Raw genomic sequence first — 21,429 nt, forward strand, 5'->3', positions numbered from 1 at the left:
TTCGATGTTATCGTTTTTTTTGATTTCAATTATAATTTCAAAAAAGCTTAGTATCCTAAAATACCAAGTAAGTGCTCGCTAGTTTGTTGCTCACTAAATAGCTTTGTTGTTATATTTCCGTCAGCATCTTTATCTATTAAAATATGTTTTGGACTTGGAACTAAACAGTGTTGTAAGCCTCCAAAACCTCCTATACTTTCTTGGTACGCTCCTGTATTAAAGAAACCAATATATAAAGGCTGTTCTTTTTTATATTTAGGTAAATAAATAGCATTCATATTCTGCTCACTGTTGTAATAATCATCACTGTCACACGTTAGTCCTCCTAAAAGCACACGCTCATAAGTATCATTCCAGCGGTTTATTGCCATCATTATAAAACGCTTGCTAATAGCCCACGTATCTGGCAATGTTGTGATGAACGATGAGTTAATCATATTCCACTTTTCACGATCGTTTTGTTGTTTTTGGTATAGAATTTCATAAATAGCTCCGCCACTTTCTCCTACTGTAAAACTTCCAAACTCTGTAAAAATGTTAGGAACAGGAACTTCTTCTTCTTCGCAGGTAATCTTTATTTGATTGATAATTTCGTCAATCATATATTGATAATCATAGTCAAATGCTAACGAGTTTTTAATTGGGAATCCTCCACCAATGTTCAAGCTATCTAATGAAGGACACACCTTTTTAAGCTTAGTGTAAACTCTTAAACATTTAACCAATTCGTTCCAGTAATAAGCGTTATCGCGAATACCTGTATTGATAAAAAAGTGAAGCATTTTTAGCTCTACTTTGTCATTATTTTTTATTTGATCTTCGTAAAAAGGAACAATGTTTTTGTAGCCTATTCCTAGTCTTGAAGTGTAGAATTCAAACTTTGGTTCTTCTTCACTTGCAATACGAATACCTACTTTAAAATCTCCTTCAATACCTTCAGAAAGTAAATCTAACTCCTCGTAATTATCAATTACAGGAATGCAGTTTTCTTGTCCGCCGTTTATTAGTCTAGTGATATTTGTTATGTACTGTTCACGTTTAAAACCATTGCAAATAACATATGTTTTGTCTGTTATTTTACCTTCAGCTTTTAGATTTTCTACAATATCAATATCAAAAGCAGATGATGTTTCAATATGAATATCATTTTTTAAAGCTTCGTTTAAAACGTGCTTAAAATGTGAGCTTTTTGTGCAATAGCAATAGTTATAAGTTCCCTTATAGTCCTGCTCTTTCATCGACTTTGCAAACCACTTTTTTGCTCTCAAAATGTTTTCTGAAATTTTAGGCAAATAGGTAAATTTTAATGGAGCTCCGTATTGCTCAACAAGTGCCATTAAATTGATGTCGTGAAATTGTAACTGGTTGTCTTCTAGTTTAAACTCTTCCTGTGGGAAGTCAAAGGTTTGATTTATTAAATCAAAATATTTGGTGTTCATAGTTGTAAAATGAAAATGCGCTTAATAATAGTTATGGCTATATGCCTTAAAAATAAATAGATTGAATGGGTGAAATTTTAGTCATGGACTAAATGGTTCGAAGAGTTTTGAATGCTATGGAATAGCGATCACAGATCAATAAAAAATGATCTATAACTTTCTTCTTATCGAAAGCGATATAGTACTAATTAGATAAGGAATGGATTGAGCCAATACGCCAATCTATGGAGAGGTCCCATAGTTTTGCGCACAGGTCCAAGGACTGTAGCAAGTGCCAATGGCACAGCGAAAGCTAGCTTTAGATTCCGGTTTCCCGCCTGGCGAGATGTTTTTGAATATGACTTTCTAATCTTCAAAAACCCGAACATATAAACACGGTTCAATTTGTTCAGCTATCCTGCTAAAATGAAGCAGAATTACGAAGCAAATTTAATCTATTTTTTGAATTGACAAATAGGGTGACAAAAAAAATAACAAAAAATTAATAGCGTTTCAGAAACCCCATATTTCATTGACTTTTAAACACTTTGACCGTTTAAAATGAACCAGAAAATTGTTGAATACTTAAAATTTCGGCTAAAAAAAACCTGCCTTTATAGAAACAAAAGGCAGGTTGATACTTTTTAATGGAGTGGTATTACAACATTGCGAAAAGGTTTAACTCTTCGGTTGTCAAAATTTTCCATTTACCTCTTGGAAGGTCCTTTTTAGTTAAGTGTGCAAGCGATACACAGTCTAAACGAACTATGTCATAATGTAGGTCTGCAAAAATATCGCGAATAACACTGTTACCCATATGCTTTATTTTAATACCGATTTCCTTTTTAGCTTTGTTAGCTACGTAGCTTACTTCTTCTACTTCAATCTTTTTACCAGCGATGGTCATTCCATCTTTAATGCGTTGCATATCTGCCGCTTTCAGGTTTTTATCAAGCTCAACGTGAAACAAACGTTCCATTCCTTTTTTGCTTAATTTTTCCTTCAGCTTATCATCATTAGTAAATAATAACAATCCTGTTGCGTTACGTCCTAATCGACCAATAGGTGTAATACGTGCGTTAGAAGCATTTGCTACTAAATCCATTACGGTACTACCTTTACTCTCACTTGTAGTGGTTGCAAAACCTTTTGGCTTATTTAAAAGCACGTAGCTCATAGGCTCAGGGTTAAGACGGCGACCGTCAAAACGTACATCATCATTAAGCTGCACTTTGTAGCCCATTTCATTGATGATTTTTCCGTTAACCGAAACTAAACCTGTAGCGATAAATGTATCTGCCTCACGACGTGAACACACGCCACTATTTGATATGTATTTATTTAACCTAATACCTTCAACGGTATTTTTTCCTTTACTTGGCGCCTTTGCTTTTGCTGCAGGTGCTTCCGTTTTAGACTTTGGCTTTCCTATATTTTTTTTACTTAAAGATGCATTGCTACGATCTCCACCTTTAGACTTAGGCTTTCCTGTTGCTTTCCCTGCTGGCTTTCCTTTTCCTTTATTATCGTTTCTACCCATGTTTCGACTCCGTGTTTAATTTGCCACGGCTTACTTTGTTTAAAACACTAAAAGCTAGTGTATTATTATTTTAAAATTTTTGCAAAGATACAATTTAGATTTCCGATTTCCGATTACAGCTTGACTTAGTTTTTGCAAATACATTAATGTGCTAATCCTCAAAGCTCACAGTGGACTGTCGCTCTCTATTTACTACTAGTTTAGTAACATCTGGCCTAGAGTAATGTCCAACGGGATCGAAGTTTTGTCGCTCCTCATACACACGGTCAACATTGAGAGTGTGATAGATGTTCCCATTGGTTGTAATGTCTGGTTCCACAAGCCATTCGCCATCTGGTCCTGCAATGCAACTACCTCCATTTGCTAGCACTTGTGGGCAGTTTTTTAAAATTTTGGCTATATGTGGCGTGTTTTCTGGGAAATCATTTTTATCCATTAATGAACTAACCGAAATGACATAGCTTCTAGATTCTCTTGCTATAAAACGCGTTATGTCCTTGGTGTTGTGATCGCTTCCTGGCCATACTGCTACGTGCAAGTTTTCGCCTTGGCCATATAGGGCAGCGCGTGGAAGCGGCATCCAGTTTTCCCAACAATTGAGACCGCCTACCGTAAATTGTTTTAATGGGTGCACTTGCAATCCATTACCATCGCCTGGCGCCCAAGTTAAACGCTCATCATAAGTAGGTTGTAGTTTGCGGTGTACTGATTTTACTTCGCCCTCTTGGTTGATATACACTAATGATGCGTACACGCTGTGGCCTCCTCTATCGAGTGGGCGTTCAATAATCCCTAAATAGGTAGCTAATTTATATTTTTTAGCAAGTGTACAAACGGTATCGAGATCGCCTTCTTCAATGGTAACCGAGTTACGTACATAATGCGCATGGAGCTCTTTTACTATTGTTTTATTCCACTCTGCGCCGCCTGTTAATGCAAGCCAAAACGGATAGCCTGGCAACAAGCCTTCGCCAAAAACAATGAGCTCTGCTTTCTCAGCAGCAGCGGCTTCCATTTGAGTATAAATTTTATCTAATGTGGCCTTTTTATTGAGCCATACGGGAGCAATTTGGGCTAGGGCAACTTTAAGTTGGGAAGAGTTTTTCATATGGTGAATTTAATTATTTCTTCGGAAATTTTAAAGGTTACGGTTTCCCGTAAATAACTTTATAAAATTAACTTGTACATTTACGGGATAACCATGACGACTTTCCATTGTTATCCTGTTTAATTTACGGGATAACCATGACAAATGTCATCATATAACGAGTTGTGCATAATTTAAGAAAAACAGATTTTAATGAGTAACATTAGTTCAAATAGTCTATTTCATTTTACACCAAAAAGGGAATATTTGATAAGTATTTTACAGCAGACTTTTGTTCCTAGATATTGCTATGAAGAAATTAAGTTGGGTGACGAACTTGAAAGAGCTGGATTTGAATCAGCTATTCCAATGGTCTGTTTTTGTGACATTTCATTGAGTCAAATGGCAAATCATATAAAGATGTATGGAGGTTATGGATTAGGAATGACAAAAGAATGGGGAATTAGAAAAAAGCTAAACCCTATAATTTATGTTAATCCGAATTCAAATATTTCAGAATCTGTAAGCCAAATGGCAGAAAATATATATCAAGCTTTAGATAAACATTGCAGTGAAATCACAAAAAATATTTCAGATGAATATATGAACTTGTCCAATTTCCTCAAGCCATATGACGGAGATTTTAAACGAGGAAATAAAATCCATAAAAATGTCCGATTTTATAATGAACGTGAATGGAGATATGTTCCTAAAATCGAATTTGACTCTGAAATAAAAAGCAACTTGACCAAAAAGGAATTCTCAAATCCTACAATTCTAGAAAATGAGAACAATAAATTATTTGAATATAGATTAAGGTTTAAACCTAGTGATATAAAATACATTTTTGTAGAAAGCGAAAAAGAAATACATCCAATGATGGAGGAATTACGCAATATTAAATCCAGATTCAGCAGGAAGGAAATTGATGTTTTGACATCAAAGATTATAACAACCGAACAAATAAAAGAGGACTTTTAAAAAACTATGCACAACAATGGCTATAAGTAATTGCTTGTTCTCGCCTACTTTGGAAATTCCTGCGGAATTTCCAACTTTGTGTGTACTTGTAAAGTTAAGTGCTAAACCACGCAACTACTCATAGCCGAGACCGTTAGCCACAAGCTGAAAAATGACACCCGAAATCCAAAAAAAAATAGCCGAATCATTCTTTCACAAATATGCAGAGACCGAATTGAATATCGAACTTAACGAAAATGAGTTTGGATTATTTCAAAAAGGAGTTTTCGCAGCAAGTATGGATGAAAAATGGAATATATTCATCGAGGATAGTTCTATTTTCTTTGTACGCAGCTGGACTGACAATTGTATATTCAAAGTAGGGTTTGAGAAAAATAATGGCAAAACAATTCTGAATAATTTAAAAGTTACTAGAGACAAATTGCAATATAAAAGTACTGACATAGAATACGATACAAATATGTTTAAGAAAGTACTTGAAATATATTTAAAACGTAAAGATTTATATCCTGACAAAAGAATAAACCTTCCATTAATTCAACGGACAATAGAAAAACATAAAATTGACTATGAAAGTAAAAATCATATTAGTTCGCAAAGTATTGAATTGATTTTAAAAATGTATGATGCTCTAATTATGTCAAGCTCTAAATTAATAAATGTTATCGGAATTGAAGAATTACGGAAAAATACCGCTGAATTTAAAGCTGAATACGAACTCTTGAGTTTGCATTTATCAGAGAAAGAAAACCCAAGAAATTCAATCACCTTTTTTTTCAATCAAAACGGAACTGAATTAATTGGAAAAATAATTATAGAACGGAGAAAAGCCAGTGGCTAACAACGTATATAGCTCATAGCTAATTAGTTGCTCAATCGAAGTTAAGGCATATTTGGAAAGTCGCCAAATTTTTAAATTTGACGACTTTCCAATAAAAAAGATAAATAGGAAAATTTAAAAATCTGGCTTGTGCTTAATTTGAAAATAATTATTTAATTTACACGCTACGAGCCATATACAAGACCGTTAGCAAACATTAAAATGAAAATAGTAAAACTTATAATAATTGTTTTGTTTTTTACAAACATTACACTTGGTCAAAACTATTTAGGTTATTCCAATGATAGCTTAAAAATTAAATCCGTTTTTCTAAAAGAAACAGTAAGTCTTAACCTACATATTCCGGAAACATTTAACTTTTCAGCAAAATCAACAAAATATCCAATCACAATAATTTTTGATAGTCAACACGAAAGAACGTATCCTCAAATAATAAATTCAATTGATTTATTGACTAATGAATCTCAAATACCAGAAACAATTATAATTGGAGTGCCTTTTAATCGCAATAATAGGTATTACTTAACTTCTAGTCAGAAAAATAAAAACGATTCTTTATCAGGTATTGAAAGAATGGAAAGGTTTCTTTTTAATGAACTTATTCCAAAACTTCAAAAAGAGTTTAAAGCAAACGACTATATAACTCTTGTTGGACATTCAAGGACTGCTTTTTTAGTCAATTATTTAACCACAAAACAAAGTAAAAAAATTGATATCGCAATTGCGTTAAGTGGATTTTACAATAATAAACCTTTGTCTATTGAAAATTTCAAATCTTATATTTCAGACTCTTCTAATTTTCTTAATAAGTTTAATTATTATTTTACTGCTGGAAGCACTTTGGAAGAAGAAACATATCTAACTGAATGTAAAGATGTATCTGATTATATTTCCAAAACCGAAATGCCAAAAAACTTTGTAGGACGTTTTACCGAAAGCAAAAACGCTAACCATATGACCAACTATTGGGTTTCAGCACCTTCTATTTTTATGGACGCATACGCTGATTATAATTCAATCCTAAATAACTGGTTTTATATCAAGTTAAAAAAAGATACTATCGAAAAGCCAATAGAGGAATTTAAATCTGATTTAGAACAAACAGGTAAAAAATTAGGGTTTGAGGTAAATCCTAACCTAACTCATATATTTTCATTAGCGAGTTCTTTTGGATATGAGAAAAAAGACATTCAAACAGCTATTGACTTTATTAAACTAGGGCAAAAGTATTATCCTAATTATCCTGATTTTGATTTAGAACTTATTGGATACTATAATCAGCTCAATAATCTCAAAATGTCAGAATATTATAAAACAGAATATAGAAATAAAGTTATGTCAAGAAAGGATATTAGTGAACGAGAAAAAACTGAACTATTTAAAAAAATTGAAGAAGAATAAAAACGTTTGCTAACACCGTGTATAATTAATTGCTTGGTTTCTGCCAATTTACGAAAGTCCTTGCGGACTTTCTATCTGTGTTTATTTGCTAACTTTGGTGCTTAAAACTCGCAACTAACCATACACAAATACGTTAGCATTAATACCTCCGAATCGAATCCTGCGGATTTAATTCGGAGGTATTTTATGAGGAATCAGTTAGGAATTTTGATGGAATAAAATGCTGAATTTATATCGCGCGAAAATGTTGCTGCATAAATGTATATCCGATTATCTAAAGCAGATTAGATCGCGAACTAAATAATGGAATCGCTAAACCGATTGGATTGCGGAAAACTTACTCGGATGACTCACTCGGCTGCGTCAGTAAAAACGCTAACAAAGCATATAATTTATGGCGAGTTTTTGCTCAGCTTTTAAATTTGAGTAACTTTAAAAAAAGATTTGTAATTCGGAATTGAAGTTAATTCCATTTCGCCACAAATCATATACACAACCGTTGTGCCCAATTAAAAATTTCCGTTTCATAAGATAATTCAGATTAAATGATTGTATCTTTGATAGTATCAAATGATAGTATCACGAATGAAACCACCTTACGAAATAACATCTTCTATTCTAAAATTAATAACTTCTATTTCAGAGAAAATAGGAGAAGTAAATGCTAATTTATTAAACAAACCTTCACCGAAATTAAGAAAACAGAATAGAATTAAAACTATTCATTCTTCGTTAAAAATAGAAGGAAACACACTCACAGAAGAACAAATAACAGCACTTCTTGAAAACAAAAGAGTTATCGGTCCTAAAAAAGATGTTCTTGAAGTTTTAAATGCAATTAAAATATATGAAAATTTAGATGATTACAATCCTTCAAATGAAAAATCCTTTTTAAAAGCACATCAAAACTTAATGGAAGGTTTAATTGAAAATTCTGGAAAATATAGAAATCAAAGTGTCGGAATTGTAAAAGGCTCAAAAGTTGAGCATTTGGCACCACCTTTTGGAAATGTGCCGTACTTAATGAAAGACCTTTTTGAATATTTGAAAAAGTCTGATGAAATTGAATTAATTAAAAGTTGTGTTTTCCATTACGAAATGGAATTTATACATCCATTTTTAGATGGAAATGGGAGAATGGGAAGATTATGGCAAACTTTAATTTTAATGGAAAAATATCCAATCTTTGAGTTTTTGCCTTTTGAAACTTTAATTAGTAAAGACCAGGAAAAATATTATAAAGCTTTGGCTGAAAGTGATAAATCTGGTAAATCGACCAAGTTTATTGAATATATGCTAAACGTGATTGACATTTCAATAAGTGAATTATTAGATTATAATAATCGAACGTTAAATGAAAAAGACAGATTAGAATATTATGTTTCATTAAATAAAACTGAATTTACAAGAAAAGATTATATGGATATTTTTAAAGATATTTCTTCTGCAACTGCCAGTAGAGATTTAAAGAAAGGTGCTGAATTAGATTTATTTAAAAAAATAGGAGAAAAAAATAAAACAATCTATCGTTTAAAATAACTGGGCACAACATGGGATATAACTAATAAATTCCCACAGGAATTCTTACAAATTTGAAATCCAAATAAAAGTATAAAACTCCCCCAATCTTCAACATGAAAACCAGCATAGTACTTCTCTTTTTTGTGAGTTTCTCTCTTGTATCTCAAACTGCCTTTACTCAGGAAAATTTTAGAAAAACAGAAATTGTTACAACAGTATTTAAAGCCTTAAAAAAACAGAACGAAAAAAAGGTATTAAAAACCTTACCTACTAAGGACGACATTAATTTCCTCATCCCATTAGCAAGGGTTGCAAATACTGAGGAAAATATACCAGAAGTGGATACCATAATTGCCAATTTTAAAAAGGCAGCTATTGAAAATTTTAAAAAAGTGATCAAAAAAGGAAATACTTTTGGGATTCAATGGGATGCTATTGTTTTAGAAAACGTTCGTTATGAAGCTAATCCAGACCCTAATATAGCTATAGAGAGAGGGAACATTATTTTAGTATGTAGCAGCAAAAACAAAAAGTTTTTAATCACACTAAGAAAAACCTATAAAATACGTGATTACTGGAGGCTAATGAATACTATAAAATTTACTCTTTTATAATAGTGATGTAAATTCAATATACTACTAAAAAAAGACTAGATGGTTTGGACACCTTCTAATCTTATTTAAAAAATAAACATTAATTATATCTAATCAAATTTTAACAAGCCCCACCAACTACAATACTAGGGTCGCAACAGATTTTAAAAATTGTAAAGTATACATCTCTTAAATGACTATGACCATTACCATCAATATATGCTTTTAAGTATAGATCTTCACCAACAATGAGATTAGTTATTATTACATGATGTCCAGACTTCCTACCATTTTTATTTTCTTGATCTTCTCCTGCAAAAGCAGTTGCTACAACTACATCTTGTATTTGAGGAATAGGACTTTTCATTAAATGTAATGAAAGATCATCTTTACTAACATCTGTCCCATCTCTATAAAAACCCCAAGAAATATGATACATTCCTGATTGTTGAACTCTGAAATGTGAACCATTCCAATTTGAATTAGTTTTCACATATTCTTTAACTTCAGGTCTTGGGTCAAAGTTTATTACACTTTCTACTTCTGAAATTGATTTTTCTACGCTCAAAGCGATACAAGCACATTCTGCCATAACAATATATTTAATTTACCTACTCTATTTCATATTTGGATTTTCAGTTTTCTCCACTGCTATATTCTAAATAACAATACAAATCTATTATAGTATCAAACAGAACAACAGGGTTGAAAGCCCCAATTACTAAGGGGTAATTAACTCATTTATAGTATTTTGTAAAAAAAAATGAATTACTAAAGTGCTGTAAAAAGATAAACACCAAACTAGTTAATACAGTATTTTACTCAACGTATGGTAATTGAAAAATTAAAATATTTATAGACAAAACTGTTAAAATAAGCTGGGGTTATATTAAAGCTAAAAGTGAGACTATATAGCTTGTGTTTCAATAGTTTTTGTAATATTTCAGAATAAACACAAATCATATTTTTCTGTTACTTAAACTGATAAAAGTCAATTTTTTATATCTTTAAAAGAGCTAATTTTATAGCTTACTTATGTATTAAATTTTCAGCTTATGAGTTTACGTCGTATTATCTATACCAGTCACGCAACTAATGAATACAATAAACGAGACTTACTAGATTTACTTCACGAGTCGCGCGGGTATAATAGTATTGACAATATTAGTGGTGTATTGATGTACCGCGATGGTTATTTTCTACAAATTATTGAAGGAGAAGACAGCCTTGTGGACGATTTAGTTAAACGCATTGCCAATGATACGCGACACGACGATATTAAAATAATTAATGATGCTTTAGTTGAACAAAGACTTTTCCCAGGTTGGTCCATGGGCTGTGCAGATTTTGAAGACCCTACTTTGAGTCTAATTCCAGGAATTAGTAATGAGTTTACAAACCCACAGTTTATTGACGATCTATTAGACCGTCTCCCAGAAGTAGCAAGTTATATCCACAAAAACCTAACAAAGGAACAAATTTATGGAGCTGAAGCATCGTAGTAATTACCCGTCAATTTAATATGTATTTATTTCACTATTAAACAAGCAACTAAATGGCATTTATAGATTATTACAAAATATTAGGCATCGACAAAAATGCTACCGAGAGTGATATAAAAAAAGCCTATCGGAAATTAGCTCGGAAATATCATCCAGATCTAAACCCGAATGATAAAAAAGCCGAAGAAAGCTTCAAAGAAATAAATGAAGCTAATGAAGTATTGAGCAATCCTGAAAATAGGAAAAAATATGATGAGCACGGTAAAGACTGGAAACATGCAGACGAAATAGAAAAGGCTAGAAAACAACAACAATCTAGACAAGGCTATCAAAGACAAGGACAAAGTGCTGGTGATTTTTCGGGATCTGATTATTCAGATTTCTTTGAATCTATGTTTGGTGGTGCTGGAAGACGTGGCGGTAATGCTACCTTTAGAGGTCAAGATTTTAATGCCGAATTACAACTCGATTTAAAAGAGGTCTACACTACACATAAACGAACGCTTACAGTTAATGGTAAAAACATTAGACTAACCATACCGGCTGGAGTAAAAAACGGTCAAGAAATTAAAATTAAAGGAAAAGGTGGCGAAGGTGTAAATAATGGCCCAAATGGCGATTTAATAATTCGCTTTAATGTAGCAAATAACACAGCGTTTAAAAGAGACAAAAACAACCTTTATAGTACTGTAGATATTGATTTATATACAGCACTTTTAGGTGGCGAAATCACTGTTAACACTTTTGACAGCAAAGTAAAACTGAACGTAAAACCCGAAACCCAAAGTGGCACGAAAGTAAAACTGAAAGGAAAAGGATTCCCTGTTTATAAAAAAGAGGGGGAGTTTGGCGATTTATATATTACCTATAATGTAGTATTACCAACAAAGCTAACCGATAAAGAAAAAGATTTATTCAAGGAACTAACTAAATTAAGACAGGCATGAGTTTAGAAAATTTTATTCCACTAGATAATTTATGCACGCATTATAAAGTTGAAATGTCATTTTTCAGAACTTTAAATGAAATTGGCTTGATTGAAATTACCACTGTCGAACAATCCTTGTGTGTGCATAAAGACAAAGCGAGCGATGTCGAAAAAATTATTAGAATGCATAATGAACTTGACATAAATCCTGAAGGCATTGACACTATTTTCAATTTATTAGAGAAAATAAACTCTCTACAATCTGAATTGGTCTCAGTAAAAAACAGGCTTAGATTGTACGAAGATTAAATTTCAGTTCGCTTTTATTTCACTCCGTTAAGTATTCAATTAAAGATGAAATTTTAAATATTTATTAAAATTTTTCATATTACTAACCGATTGGTTAGATTTGTATAAGTGTCAACAATTACTATTATAATCACTTATAAATTAGCACATTAAAAAGCATCTATGAAGCATTTAACTGAAACACGCCCAAAAGTATTGTTTTTTGACGTTAACGAAACATTGCTAGATCTAACCCAAATGAAAAAACAGGTTGGAGAAGCTTTAGGTGGTAGGGAAGATTTATTGTCTTTATGGTTTACAACTATGCTGCAATATTCTCTAGTAACATCAGCTAGCGGACAATATGAGCATTTTGGAAATATAGGTGCTGCAACACTTCAAATGGTAGCTGCTAATAACGATATTAAAATTTCCGAAGAAGATGCCAGAAATACGGTTATTAATGCCTTAAGAGGCTTGCCTGCACATACTGAAGTGAAAGGTGCGCTAACCGCATTAAAGGAAAACGGTTATACATTAGTATCATTTACAAACTCGTCTAACGAAGGTGTAAAAAAACAGTTTGAAAGTGCTGGACTCACCAGCTATTTTGACAATATGCTAAGTGTTGAAGATGTTGGAAAATTTAAACCTTTTACTGAAACATATCTATGGGCTTCAAAAACAATGAAGGTACAACCTGAAGATTGTATGTTGATTGCAGCTCACGGATGGGACGTTGCTGGAGCAATGTGGGCAGGATGGCGTGCTGCTTTTATAGCAAGACCTGGACAACAGCTTTTTCCTTTAGCTCCAAAAACAGAAATTGTCACTACCAATTTACAGAAGGTTGCAGATATTTTAATTAGCTATAAATATCTCTTAAAAAACCCTGCTCAACACAACATCAACATTTAATAAAATGATGCTAAAAACTCCTGCGACAATAATTAGTTTGAGGATGTTGTGCAATACTACGTAGTGAAGTTTTTGAGATGATTTCCACAACATAATATTGAATACAATCAAGGCTATAATACTGCCGTAGAAAAACAAATTCATATAGCCTGTTTCATATTGTGTGAGTAATAATATAACGGGAATTAAAGTTGCTACACTCAACACTGAAAGCATTTTCTTAGAAACATTCTCTCCATAAACTACTGGGATGGTGCGATAGTTTTGAGCGAGATCTCCCTTTATATTTTCTAAATCTTTAGTGAGTTCGCGCATTGAAATCAACAGAAATAAAAATGTTGCATGAACAAAAATGACGGTATTGAAATTTAGATAATAAATGAAGACTGCAAAAAACGGAATTACCGCTAAGGTGGTTGCCACAAAATTCCCTACAAAAGGATACTTTTTAAGCTTGTGTGAGTAAAACCATATTCCGAAAATATATAGCGAAAAGAACACTACTGATTTAAACGAAACATAACTGGCAAAAATTACCGAGAGGAAGTTCAATATAAAATAGCTAGTCAACTTAGTTTGTTGACTTACAATCTTGTCAAGCTTTGTTTTTAAAGGCCTATTTATTAAATCCTTTTCACTATCATAAAAACTATTGATAATGTAACCACCTGCAATGGCAGCAGAGGAAGCTAAAACAATCATCAACAAATTAATATCGAATAGCACTTTTCGTAAAGGAAGTTCTGGTGCTAATATGTAGATTGAAGTTAAATACTGCGCAATAACGATCACCAAAATATTATACCCACGCACAATGGAGAATAGGCTAAAGAACTTTAGTAAAAGATGTTTTTGCTTTCTATTCATTCATATTTATTGAAAAGCTCAAGTTGCTAATATTTTAGAAAATTGCGTCTAAAAAGCTAATTACAAATGTAAGTTATCTATGGATTGCTATGTGTCGTTTTCAACTTTAAAGCGCTATTATAGAACGTTAATTTTTTCTAAATACATAACCTTTAGAAAGGTATTACTAATTTCAAGTTAGCATATAGCGGTAATTAATACGCACTATTTAAATGGACGACGAAACAGAACTAACAATTCTGTTAAGCATCAATTAGCATTTTGCTATCTTAATAAAGTAAATAAAATGATTTTAGAAGTTATAAACTACTTCTAGGTTATGCCCTTTTAATGCTGTACGAGCAGCTTCAATATCTTCGGTAAAACCTAACATGTAACCACCTCCACCAGAACCACAAAGCTTCAAGTAATATGCATTTGTGTCAATTCCTTTTTTCCAAAGTTTATGGAATTCCTTAGGAATCATTGGTTTAAAATTATCTAGAACTACTTTACTTAGTTCTTTCACATTTCCGAAGAGCGACTTAACATCTCCTTTTAGAAAATCTGCTACACAAGCATCCGTTTGTTTTATAAACTGATCTTTAAGCATTTTTCTAAAACCTTCCTGCTTCATGTTTTCCATAAAAATGTTCACCATAGGGGCAGTTTCCCCAGTAATACCACTATCTAATAAAAAAACAGCACCTTTACCATCTACGGCTTGCGAAGGGATGTCTGCACTTTCAATATCACTTGAGCTATTAATTAAAATAGGTAGGCTTAGATAACTATTTAAAGGATCAAGACCAGAAGATTTTCCGTGAAAAAAAGATTCCATTGCTGCAAAAATACCTTTTAACTCAAGTAATTTCTCTCTTGTTAGATTCTCTAAAATGGTAATTTTATCGGTAGCATATTTATCGTAAATAGCCGCAACTAAAGCGCCACTACTACCCACACCGTATCCTTGTGGAATACTACTGTCAAAATACATTCCTGCTTTAACATCGGCTTTTAATGTGTCGATATCAAAGGCCACTAATTCTGGCTGTTCTTTTTGTAAATTCTCTAAATACAATGAAAAACGACGTAGGCTATCGTTACTCTTGGTTGTAGAAATGGTATGATGTTTATCAACCTTTAAAGCTCCTTTAAAAAAATTATAGGGTATAGAAAGTCCTTTAGAATCTTTGATGATACCATATTCACCAAAAAGTAGGATTTTAGAATAAAAAAGTGGGCCGTGCATAGGGGTGCATTTATATGTTAAATATACATATTATTACAAAGATAGTCTAAAAGTGTTAAATTATATAGTAGGCATAGCCGAAATTTTAACAACCAAATAGTACCGCAACAACTTGAATAGTCGCTATTTAAACAATAAAAAAATTATCCAATAATTGATGCTCCTTGCCCTAAATGGTCTTCAATAAACTCACCATTTTTACAAAAAGCAGCTAATTCCTTTTTAATAAACTCAAGCACTGAAACTTTCTCACTTTCAGGATATAACACATGTACATTTGCACCAGCATCAAGGGTAAAACAAACCTGGCTATCACTATTATTACGGTATTCCCAAATACGGTTTATAATCTCTAACGTGTTAGGTTTCATTAAAATAAAATAAGGCATACTCGCCATCATCATGCCGTGTAGCTGCAACGCTTCGCTCTCTACAATTTTAATAAATGCCGAAATATTACCAGATTTAAATACTGGAATAAGGCGAGATAAATTGTTATTTGCAGTTGCAAAACGAGCATCAGCATATGGATTACCATTCATTAAATCGTGTCCAACAGTGCTACTTACTTGTTTCTCTCCTTTATCAACTAAAAGAATAGTATCTTGATAATTCGCAAAATTTTCATGTACTTCTAATGGATATTTTGTTCCAAATAGATTACTACTTCCTTTAATAGCATCGTGCTCTCCCCAGACCACTAATGGCCCTTCTAGACTACGCGCTGCACTACCCGATCCTAAGCGTGCTAAAAAAGAAGCTTTTTCTTTTTGATCCTTTGCCGAAACTACCTTACTACCCAATAACAAACTTTCTAATGAAGTTAAGCATATTGCTAATGCACTCATTCCACTTGCACTACTTGCAATTCCACTGCTATGTGGAAATGTATTTATAGTTTCAACCTTAAACGTAAACTCTTTTACAAAAGGAACGTACTGCTCAATTCGCTCGAAGAATTTTTTAATCTTTGGCTCAAAACCCTCTTCTCTCTTACCATCTAAAAACACTTCAAATTTAAATGAACCATCATTCGTTTTCTTACTATAAGTTAATGTTGTTTCAGTTCTACAATTATTAAGGGTAAAACTAACCGAAGCATTTTGAGGCAACTGTTCTCCGTACTTTCCCCAATATTTTACAAGCGCAATGTTGCTAGGGGATTGACAGGAAATACTGCCATTTTCAGGAAAGTTAGTGTATGTTTTTGGAAGAAAATTTATGGTAGACATAGTGTTCATTTTGCCTCACAAAGATACTATTTTGACTTTAGCAGTTCGCTAGTATCATTAATTTATGCATCGTTTTGTAATTGCGCGATGTGGCGCTCACTTTCAGCTTTTTTTCGATAAAATTATTATTCATCTTAACACGGCCCGCACTTATAGTCGAATAGAAATACACGCAGACTCCATCCATTACAAACTCTTCTTCGGGAAATGAAATTTTATTAAACGTCACTTGGTTTTCTTCGGAAGGTATTTCGGCTAAAATGGTAAAATAGCTTTTCTCTTTTTTTTCAATAGGAAATGGGCTACTTGTAAATATTTCTTGAAATGTAACTGCTGAAATAACTACAACTGGAACTTCCCAACCATAATTATCGAAGATGGCTTTAGATATTTTTAATCGTAAGTCTTGTTCTGTTAGTGACGATTTAAAAACCCAATTACCTGTATGGATGTAAACTTCGGGGCTATCAAACCCTAAGTTATCGAGCATCTCTAATTGCTCAGATTTAGGGAATTTTTTATGTCCGCTTACGTTAATACCTCTTAATAGAGCGATGTATGTTTGCTGGCTGATAGCTTTTAGTGTTATTTGTATTCGACCACTAAAGTACTATTTAATAATTACTTATTCTTAATTTCAGCCTGTCGCATAGGCATCGAGTCTATGAGGTTGAAAAACAATTCGGCTGGTTGTGGAGAAGTGAATTGATATTTTTGAGTGCCATCAAGCCCCACTAATGAAACATTAAAACCTGAAATTTAGGAATCACTATTTTGACTCATTAAAATTTCAGAATTAAAATCTACCGTATATCCCGTATTTGTGACGTGATACACTTTGATTTTACGTTCCGCTAGCTTTTCAACTTCCGTTTGTAGGTAACTTTTTTGCAACGCTGCTTCAGAGCTTTCAAAAGTAGGTGTGGAAATCACAATGATGCGACTTTCCCATTGGTGTTTATGTAAATCTTGTGCGTTCATAACAAAAGGTATTAACAATAGAAAGAGTACTTTCAATTTCATATTTTAAAGATACGGTTGTAACTCTTAAAATTGTTCTAATGCTTTGCCAAACTTTGTGCAACAATATAACCACCTGTCCACGCATTTTGAAAATTGAATCCTCCTGTAATGGCATCGATATTTAAAACCTCGCCAGCAAAATAAAGGGATGGAATAAGCTTACTTTCGAAAGTCTTGAAATTTACTTCTTTTAAATTGACACCTCCCGCGGTTACAAACTCTTCCTTGAAAGTGCTTTTTCCATTAACATCAAAATGAGAACCCACTAATTGGTTTGCCATATTCTGCAATTTCTTTTTAGAAATATCTGCCCATATTTCATCATCCTGAATTCCTGATGCTCGCAATAGAACTTGCCACAATCTTTTAGGTAAATCAAACTGCGCGTGTTTTTGAAGTGTTTGTTTGGGGTTTTTAGACTTTAATGATAGTAATTGAAGCACTACCTCGTCTTCGGTTTCATCTAAAAGCCAATTGATTTTTATTGAAAATTTATATTTGTTTTCTTCTAAAATTCGGGCTCCCCAAGCAGATAGTTTTAAAATGGCAGGCCCACTCATTCCCCAGTGGGTAATGAGTAATGGTCCTTCACTTTCTAAAACTGTATTCTTTTTGTTGTCTAAAACTTTTACGCTTACATTGGTTGCAACGCCAGGCAAATCAGCTATGCGTTCATCTTTAATATTAAACGTAAAAAGTGACGGTACCGCATCGACAATTGTGTGACCTAATCCTTCAAGTAAGCGCCATATTTTTGGGTTACTTCCAGTAGCAACAACTACGTTATTTGCCGTAAGCGTTCCATTTTTAGTTACAACGTCCCATTGCGAATTGTTGTTACTTAAAGTAATAACAGGTTCATTTTTTAAAACCGAAATTTGATGTCGGGATGTTTCGGCTAAAAAGCAATCAATAATTGTCTGCGAACTATTACTAATAGGAAACATTCTGCCGTCTTCTTCAATTTTCAACTCAACACCTCGCTCTTCAAACCAAGCAATAGTATCTCCTGTCATAAATGTATGAAACGGCCCCAACAATTCACGTTCGCCACGTGGGTAGTTTTGTGTTAGTTCCTGTGGTATAAACTCGGCGTGAGTTACATTACACCTTCCACCTCCAGAGATTTTTACTTTTGTTAAAACCTCTTTACCCCGTTCTAAAATCGCAATTTTAAGATTGGAATTCATAGAGGCGGCATTGATAGCTGTAAAAAAGCCAGCTGCACCGCCTCCTATTATAAGTATGTCGTATGTATTTTCCAATCGCTTTATTTTGTACCGTTTATTGTACTATTAGTTTTCTAACTATCTGGTTATTTTCTGTTTTAAAAATTACAAAATACAATCCCGAAGATAGGTTAAATGGTACTTCTGTTTCATTATTAGCAAGTTCTATACTATACACTGAAGTTCCGTTTGTTGTAATAATCTCAACTGCCGTCACTGTAACATTAGATGAAAAGTTCAATTTATTAATTGCAGGGTTAGGATAGAAACTGAAATTCTCAATTGCAACTGAATCTGTATTTAAAAAAACACAATCTACAGGATCAAAAAGCACCTCACCTAAACTAGCATCATCTTGTTGGTGAAAGATTACTTCCTCGGCTGTTGCAAGAGTATTTTCCTCACCTTCAACCCAGCAATTACGTAATGCGCTAATTGTGTTTGGTGTGTTGTTATACAATGCATATACTATATTGTTATTTCCATTTTCAGAAAACACATTAGACCCAACGTTTCCAGAATCATCTCCTAAATTGATAGTCGCTTCACCCTGTAATGTAATTCCCCATAAATTACCTCGTACTTGGTTTAAAAATGCTGTTATCTCATTATCGCTTGTAGTAGAATTTAAGTTGATCCCACTACCTCCAAGGTTTGGGTTGTCTTGAATATTGTTATCTTCAATTACATTGTTAGAAATTTGCACTATAGCATTACCACCTAAAATAGTAATTCCGTAGCGATTATTTCTAATAGTATTACCATCAATTACAGCTCTTATAGCGCCACCAACAAAGTTAGCAATTGCAATACCACCAGCTTCAGTATTGGCTATATTACCAATAATTTCATTATTTAAAATTTGCAAATCACTTGTAACACTTGTAGTTCCTAAGTTGATTTGGGGTCTATTAGCATTTAAAATATTATTTCCTTCAATATAGTTTCCAGAAATAGTTGCTGAAACTTCAGAATTTGCAGCTGAACTAATTGCAGGCAAGTCATTAAATGTAATGGTATTATTTGTTATCAGAGGAGTTCCTCTAGAAAGAGAAATCACACCACTTGTAGTAGCACCACCTTCTACGTTTTCAGTAATAACCGAATTATCAATCGCGAACGTTTCGGTTAAAACTCTTAATCCACCACCATTTTTAATAGTGGCATTTTCAATATTAATTACGGAGAATTCTTCAAATCTAAAACCTTCGTAAGGTTGTGCCGTATCTAACGCTAAAAATTGAGTTTCATTTGCTGTAACATCAAACTCACCAAAAACAGTTATTAATATATCTTGCGCCAATAATACTGTAGCGTCTGTATCAATTCGTAATTTATCATTTGCGGCTATCACAAGGTTTTCTTGTAATGTAAATGTGTCGCCATTTACTAAAACTGTAGTTGGACTAGCATTTGCTATATCTGCTAGAGTCCAATCCACCCCTGTATCTGGTGTTGTGTACGTTTGCGAAAATATTGCGGTTGAACTAAAAATGAATACTAAAAGTAGTGTGGTAATTTTTTTCATAATTATTTTTTTAAAGATGGATTAAAACTCTATAGAAAAATGACATAAGGACTCCTCTACCATTTAAACTTCAAGATTAATTCCTATTAATAGCACTACAAAAGTACATTTCTAAAAGTATTAAAAGCAAAAACATTGTTAAGGTTATTTTTCGCATTCTTAAAAAACGTAGATTTACGTTATGATTATCCTATACATTTTTGCAATAATTTTTATTGCAACGCCATTTCTACCTGCAACGGGAAATCCTCATTGGTTTTTTCGAACAGCAGATTTTGTGCGTTTGCAATCTATTGCAATTGAAATAATACTCATTGGATTATTCATGTACTTCGGAAATTTTAATAACACCTTTGATGTAGTGCTGTTTATTGGATTGATAGGTGCAACAATGTATCAACTAGTTAAAGTTTTTAGATACAGCTCATTATTTCCAAGAAGAAAAACTAAAGCCGAAAGTGACGGACGTATTACAATACTTGCCGCTAATGTTTTGCAAACTAACACAAATTACAAAGGCTTTGTAAATTTAATTAATAAATACGATGCAGATATTGTTTTAGCAATGGAAACAAATACTGCCTGGGATGAGGGTTTAAAAGAAATAGAAAGTATATATCCTCATCGCATAAAAGCAACTAACGAAAAGTTTTACGGAATGCTATTGTATTCTAAAAAACCTATTGAAGAGGCTGAAGTTTCCTATGTAATAGAAGATCACGTTCCTTCAATTCACTTCCAAATACAAGTAGGAGCTGAAAATATATTTTTCCAATGTTTACATCCAGCTCCACCTAGTCCAACAGAAAATGAAACTTCAAAAGAGCGTGATGCTGAATTGATTATTTCAGCTAAAAAATTGAAAGACATCCAACTTCCTATTGTCGTTTTAGGCGATATGAATGATGTTGTTTGGTCACGGGTTACTAGATTATTTAAAAAAATAACTAGTATGATTGATCCTAGAATTGGCCGTGGTTTTTTCTCAACGTATCATGCAGGATACTCGTTTATGCGTTTTCCTTTAGACCATTTATTTCACACAGAAGATTTGTTTGTAGATAAAATGGAACGCAGTGAAAACTTTGGGAGTGATCACTTTGCTATGTTCTATGAAATTAAACGTAAAAAAAAAGTAGTAACAACTCCAGACCCAAAATTACACGAAGAAGATATTGAATTAATTGATACAATTATTGAGAGAGTAGAAACTGAATAATAGACTCTAGATTTATAAATAATTTTCTTTTTTTGAAACCCACTATAGCTTATTTAGCCCTTAATTTATAAACTATAGTTAG

20 protein-coding genes and 1 pseudogene are annotated in these 21,429 nt (G+C 32.9%); 10 read left to right on the forward strand and 11 right to left on the reverse strand.

The features are described from left to right. Positions 1-47 precede the first annotated feature (47 nt). The 3 genes from GBH57_RS01760 to GBH57_RS01770 all read right to left on the reverse strand — a co-directional run bounded on the left by GBH57_RS01760 (position 48) and on the right by GBH57_RS01770 (position 4,066). Positions 48-1,439, reverse strand: a complete 1,392-nt coding sequence (locus tag GBH57_RS01760; RefSeq protein ID WP_151672332.1) for an arginine decarboxylase — start codon at positions 1,437-1,439, stop codon at positions 48-50. Between the two features lie 637 nt (positions 1,440-2,076). After that, on the reverse strand, positions 2,077-2,958 hold the full coding sequence (locus tag GBH57_RS01765; RefSeq protein WP_151672333.1) for a pseudouridine synthase: 882 nt from the start codon (positions 2,956-2,958) through the stop codon (positions 2,077-2,079). Between the two features lie 151 nt (positions 2,959-3,109). Then, on the reverse strand, positions 3,110-4,066 hold the full coding sequence (locus GBH57_RS01770; RefSeq protein WP_151672334.1) for a carbon-nitrogen hydrolase family protein: 957 nt from the start codon (positions 4,064-4,066) through the stop codon (positions 3,110-3,112). A 192-nt stretch (positions 4,067-4,258) separates the two neighbouring features. Here GBH57_RS01770 and GBH57_RS01775 point away from each other — a divergent pair, with 192 nt between their 5' ends. The 5 genes from GBH57_RS01775 to GBH57_RS01795 all read left to right on the forward strand — a co-directional run bounded on the left by GBH57_RS01775 (position 4,259) and on the right by GBH57_RS01795 (position 9,403). Continuing rightward, on the forward strand, positions 4,259-5,026 hold the full coding sequence (locus GBH57_RS01775) for an abortive infection system antitoxin AbiGi family protein (RefSeq protein WP_151672335.1): 768 nt from the start codon (positions 4,259-4,261) through the stop codon (positions 5,024-5,026). A gap of 151 nt (positions 5,027-5,177) precedes the next feature. After that, a complete protein-coding gene (locus GBH57_RS01780; protein ID WP_151672336.1) occupies positions 5,178-5,867 on the forward strand; it encodes a hypothetical protein in 690 nt (229 codons plus the stop codon). A 201-nt stretch (positions 5,868-6,068) separates the two neighbouring features. Further along, positions 6,069-7,268 (forward strand): alpha/beta hydrolase-fold protein, encoded by a 1,200-nt coding sequence (locus tag GBH57_RS01785; RefSeq protein WP_151672337.1) that lies wholly within the window; start codon positions 6,069-6,071, stop codon positions 7,266-7,268. 585 nt (positions 7,269-7,853) lie between these two features. After that, a complete protein-coding gene (locus GBH57_RS01790) occupies positions 7,854-8,807 on the forward strand; it encodes a Fic family protein (RefSeq protein ID WP_151672338.1) in 954 nt (317 codons plus the stop codon). Positions 8,808-8,902: 95 nt separating this feature from the next. After that, the gene (locus GBH57_RS01795) at positions 8,903-9,403 is read left to right on the forward strand and encodes a hypothetical protein (RefSeq protein WP_151672339.1); all 501 of its coding nucleotides are present in this window, start codon (positions 8,903-8,905) and stop codon (positions 9,401-9,403) included. A 100-nt stretch (positions 9,404-9,503) separates the two neighbouring features. On the opposite strand, the gene GBH57_RS01800 is transcribed toward GBH57_RS01795, so the two are convergent. After that, a complete protein-coding gene (locus GBH57_RS01800) occupies positions 9,504-9,974 on the reverse strand; it encodes a hypothetical protein (RefSeq protein WP_151672340.1) in 471 nt (156 codons plus the stop codon). A gap of 463 nt (positions 9,975-10,437) precedes the next feature. Between GBH57_RS01800 and GBH57_RS01805 the strand changes: the two genes are divergently transcribed. The 4 genes from GBH57_RS01805 to GBH57_RS01820 all read left to right on the forward strand — a co-directional run bounded on the left by GBH57_RS01805 (position 10,438) and on the right by GBH57_RS01820 (position 13,018). Further along, the gene (locus GBH57_RS01805) at positions 10,438-10,884 is read left to right on the forward strand and encodes a BLUF domain-containing protein (protein WP_151672341.1); all 447 of its coding nucleotides are present in this window, start codon (positions 10,438-10,440) and stop codon (positions 10,882-10,884) included. A 53-nt stretch (positions 10,885-10,937) separates the two neighbouring features. After that, complete coding sequence (locus tag GBH57_RS01810; protein WP_151672342.1) at positions 10,938-11,831, forward strand: DnaJ C-terminal domain-containing protein; 894 nt, start codon at positions 10,938-10,940, stop codon at positions 11,829-11,831. Next, positions 11,828-12,121 carry a chaperone modulator CbpM gene (locus GBH57_RS01815; protein ID WP_151672343.1) on the forward strand — a complete coding sequence of 98 codons (294 nt, stop codon included), beginning with the start codon at positions 11,828-11,830 and terminating at the stop codon, positions 12,119-12,121. Before GBH57_RS01810 ends, GBH57_RS01815 begins: the two co-directional genes overlap by 4 nt. Before the next feature lie 162 nt (positions 12,122-12,283). Next, a complete protein-coding gene (locus tag GBH57_RS01820; protein ID WP_151672344.1) occupies positions 12,284-13,018 on the forward strand; it encodes a haloacid dehalogenase type II in 735 nt (244 codons plus the stop codon). Here GBH57_RS01820 and GBH57_RS01825 read toward each other — a convergent pair. From GBH57_RS01825 to GBH57_RS01860, 7 genes and pseudogenes are all read right to left on the reverse strand, one after another. After that, complete coding sequence (locus GBH57_RS01825; protein ID WP_151672345.1) at positions 12,983-13,885, reverse strand: geranylgeranylglycerol-phosphate geranylgeranyltransferase; 903 nt, start codon at positions 13,883-13,885, stop codon at positions 12,983-12,985. The two genes, GBH57_RS01820 and GBH57_RS01825, sit on opposite strands and share 36 nt — an antisense overlap. A 292-nt stretch (positions 13,886-14,177) precedes the next feature. Further along, positions 14,178-15,116, reverse strand: coding sequence for a mevalonate kinase family protein (locus tag GBH57_RS01830; RefSeq protein WP_151672346.1), 939 nt, complete (start codon positions 15,114-15,116; stop codon positions 14,178-14,180). 143 nt (positions 15,117-15,259) lie between these two features. Next, a complete protein-coding gene (locus tag GBH57_RS01835; protein ID WP_151672347.1) occupies positions 15,260-16,348 on the reverse strand; it encodes a diphosphomevalonate decarboxylase in 1,089 nt (362 codons plus the stop codon). A gap of 37 nt (positions 16,349-16,385) precedes the next feature. Continuing rightward, positions 16,386-16,943, reverse strand: coding sequence for a DUF1697 domain-containing protein (locus tag GBH57_RS01840; protein ID WP_151672348.1), 558 nt, complete (start codon positions 16,941-16,943; stop codon positions 16,386-16,388). Positions 16,944-16,969: 26 nt separating this feature from the next. Next, a pseudogene (locus GBH57_RS16190) lies at positions 16,970-17,371 on the reverse strand (DUF4174 domain-containing protein). Between the two features lie 35 nt (positions 17,372-17,406). Beyond that, positions 17,407-18,636 (reverse strand): BaiN/RdsA family NAD(P)/FAD-dependent oxidoreductase, encoded by a 1,230-nt coding sequence (locus GBH57_RS01855; protein ID WP_151672350.1) that lies wholly within the window; start codon positions 18,634-18,636, stop codon positions 17,407-17,409. A gap of 19 nt (positions 18,637-18,655) precedes the next feature. Then, positions 18,656-20,128 (reverse strand): T9SS type A sorting domain-containing protein, encoded by a 1,473-nt coding sequence (locus GBH57_RS01860; RefSeq protein WP_151672351.1) that lies wholly within the window; start codon positions 20,126-20,128, stop codon positions 18,656-18,658. A 181-nt stretch (positions 20,129-20,309) separates the two neighbouring features. Between GBH57_RS01860 and GBH57_RS01865 the strand changes: the two genes are divergently transcribed. After that, complete coding sequence (locus GBH57_RS01865; RefSeq protein ID WP_151672352.1) at positions 20,310-21,347, forward strand: endonuclease/exonuclease/phosphatase family protein; 1,038 nt, start codon at positions 20,310-20,312, stop codon at positions 21,345-21,347. Positions 21,348-21,429: the final 82 nt, after the last annotated feature.

Source organism: Patiriisocius marinus (assembly GCF_008974325.1).
In the GTDB taxonomy this organism is placed as follows: domain Bacteria; phylum Bacteroidota; class Bacteroidia; order Flavobacteriales; family Flavobacteriaceae; genus Patiriisocius; species Patiriisocius marinus.

Coding starts and splice junctions, on each gene's coding strand:
- GBH57_RS01760 (WP_151672332.1), bottom strand. CDS start 1,439: ATGAACACCAAATATTTTGATTTAATAAATCAAACCTTTGACTTCCCA.
- GBH57_RS01765 (WP_151672333.1), bottom strand. CDS start 2,958: ATGGGTAGAAACGATAATAAAGGAAAAGGAAAGCCAGCAGGGAAAGCA.
- GBH57_RS01770 (WP_151672334.1), bottom strand. CDS start 4,066: ATGAAAAACTCTTCCCAACTTAAAGTTGCCCTAGCCCAAATTGCTCCC.
- GBH57_RS01775 (WP_151672335.1), top strand. CDS start 4,259: ATGAGTAACATTAGTTCAAATAGTCTATTTCATTTTACACCAAAAAGG.
- GBH57_RS01780 (WP_151672336.1), top strand. CDS start 5,178: ATGACACCCGAAATCCAAAAAAAAATAGCCGAATCATTCTTTCACAAA.
- GBH57_RS01785 (WP_151672337.1), top strand. CDS start 6,069: ATGAAAATAGTAAAACTTATAATAATTGTTTTGTTTTTTACAAACATT.
- GBH57_RS01790 (WP_151672338.1), top strand. CDS start 7,854: ATGAAACCACCTTACGAAATAACATCTTCTATTCTAAAATTAATAACT.
- GBH57_RS01795 (WP_151672339.1), top strand. CDS start 8,903: ATGAAAACCAGCATAGTACTTCTCTTTTTTGTGAGTTTCTCTCTTGTA.
- GBH57_RS01800 (WP_151672340.1), bottom strand. CDS start 9,974: ATGGCAGAATGTGCTTGTATCGCTTTGAGCGTAGAAAAATCAATTTCA.
- GBH57_RS01805 (WP_151672341.1), top strand. CDS start 10,438: ATGAGTTTACGTCGTATTATCTATACCAGTCACGCAACTAATGAATAC.
- GBH57_RS01810 (WP_151672342.1), top strand. CDS start 10,938: ATGGCATTTATAGATTATTACAAAATATTAGGCATCGACAAAAATGCT.
- GBH57_RS01815 (WP_151672343.1), top strand. CDS start 11,828: ATGAGTTTAGAAAATTTTATTCCACTAGATAATTTATGCACGCATTAT.
- GBH57_RS01820 (WP_151672344.1), top strand. CDS start 12,284: ATGAAGCATTTAACTGAAACACGCCCAAAAGTATTGTTTTTTGACGTT.
- GBH57_RS01825 (WP_151672345.1), bottom strand. CDS start 13,885: ATGAATAGAAAGCAAAAACATCTTTTACTAAAGTTCTTTAGCCTATTC.
- GBH57_RS01830 (WP_151672346.1), bottom strand. CDS start 15,116: ATGCACGGCCCACTTTTTTATTCTAAAATCCTACTTTTTGGTGAATAT.
- GBH57_RS01835 (WP_151672347.1), bottom strand. CDS start 16,348: ATGTCTACCATAAATTTTCTTCCAAAAACATACACTAACTTTCCTGAA.
- GBH57_RS01860 (WP_151672351.1), bottom strand. CDS start 20,128: ATGAAAAAAATTACCACACTACTTTTAGTATTCATTTTTAGTTCAACC.
- GBH57_RS01865 (WP_151672352.1), top strand. CDS start 20,310: ATGATTATCCTATACATTTTTGCAATAATTTTTATTGCAACGCCATTT.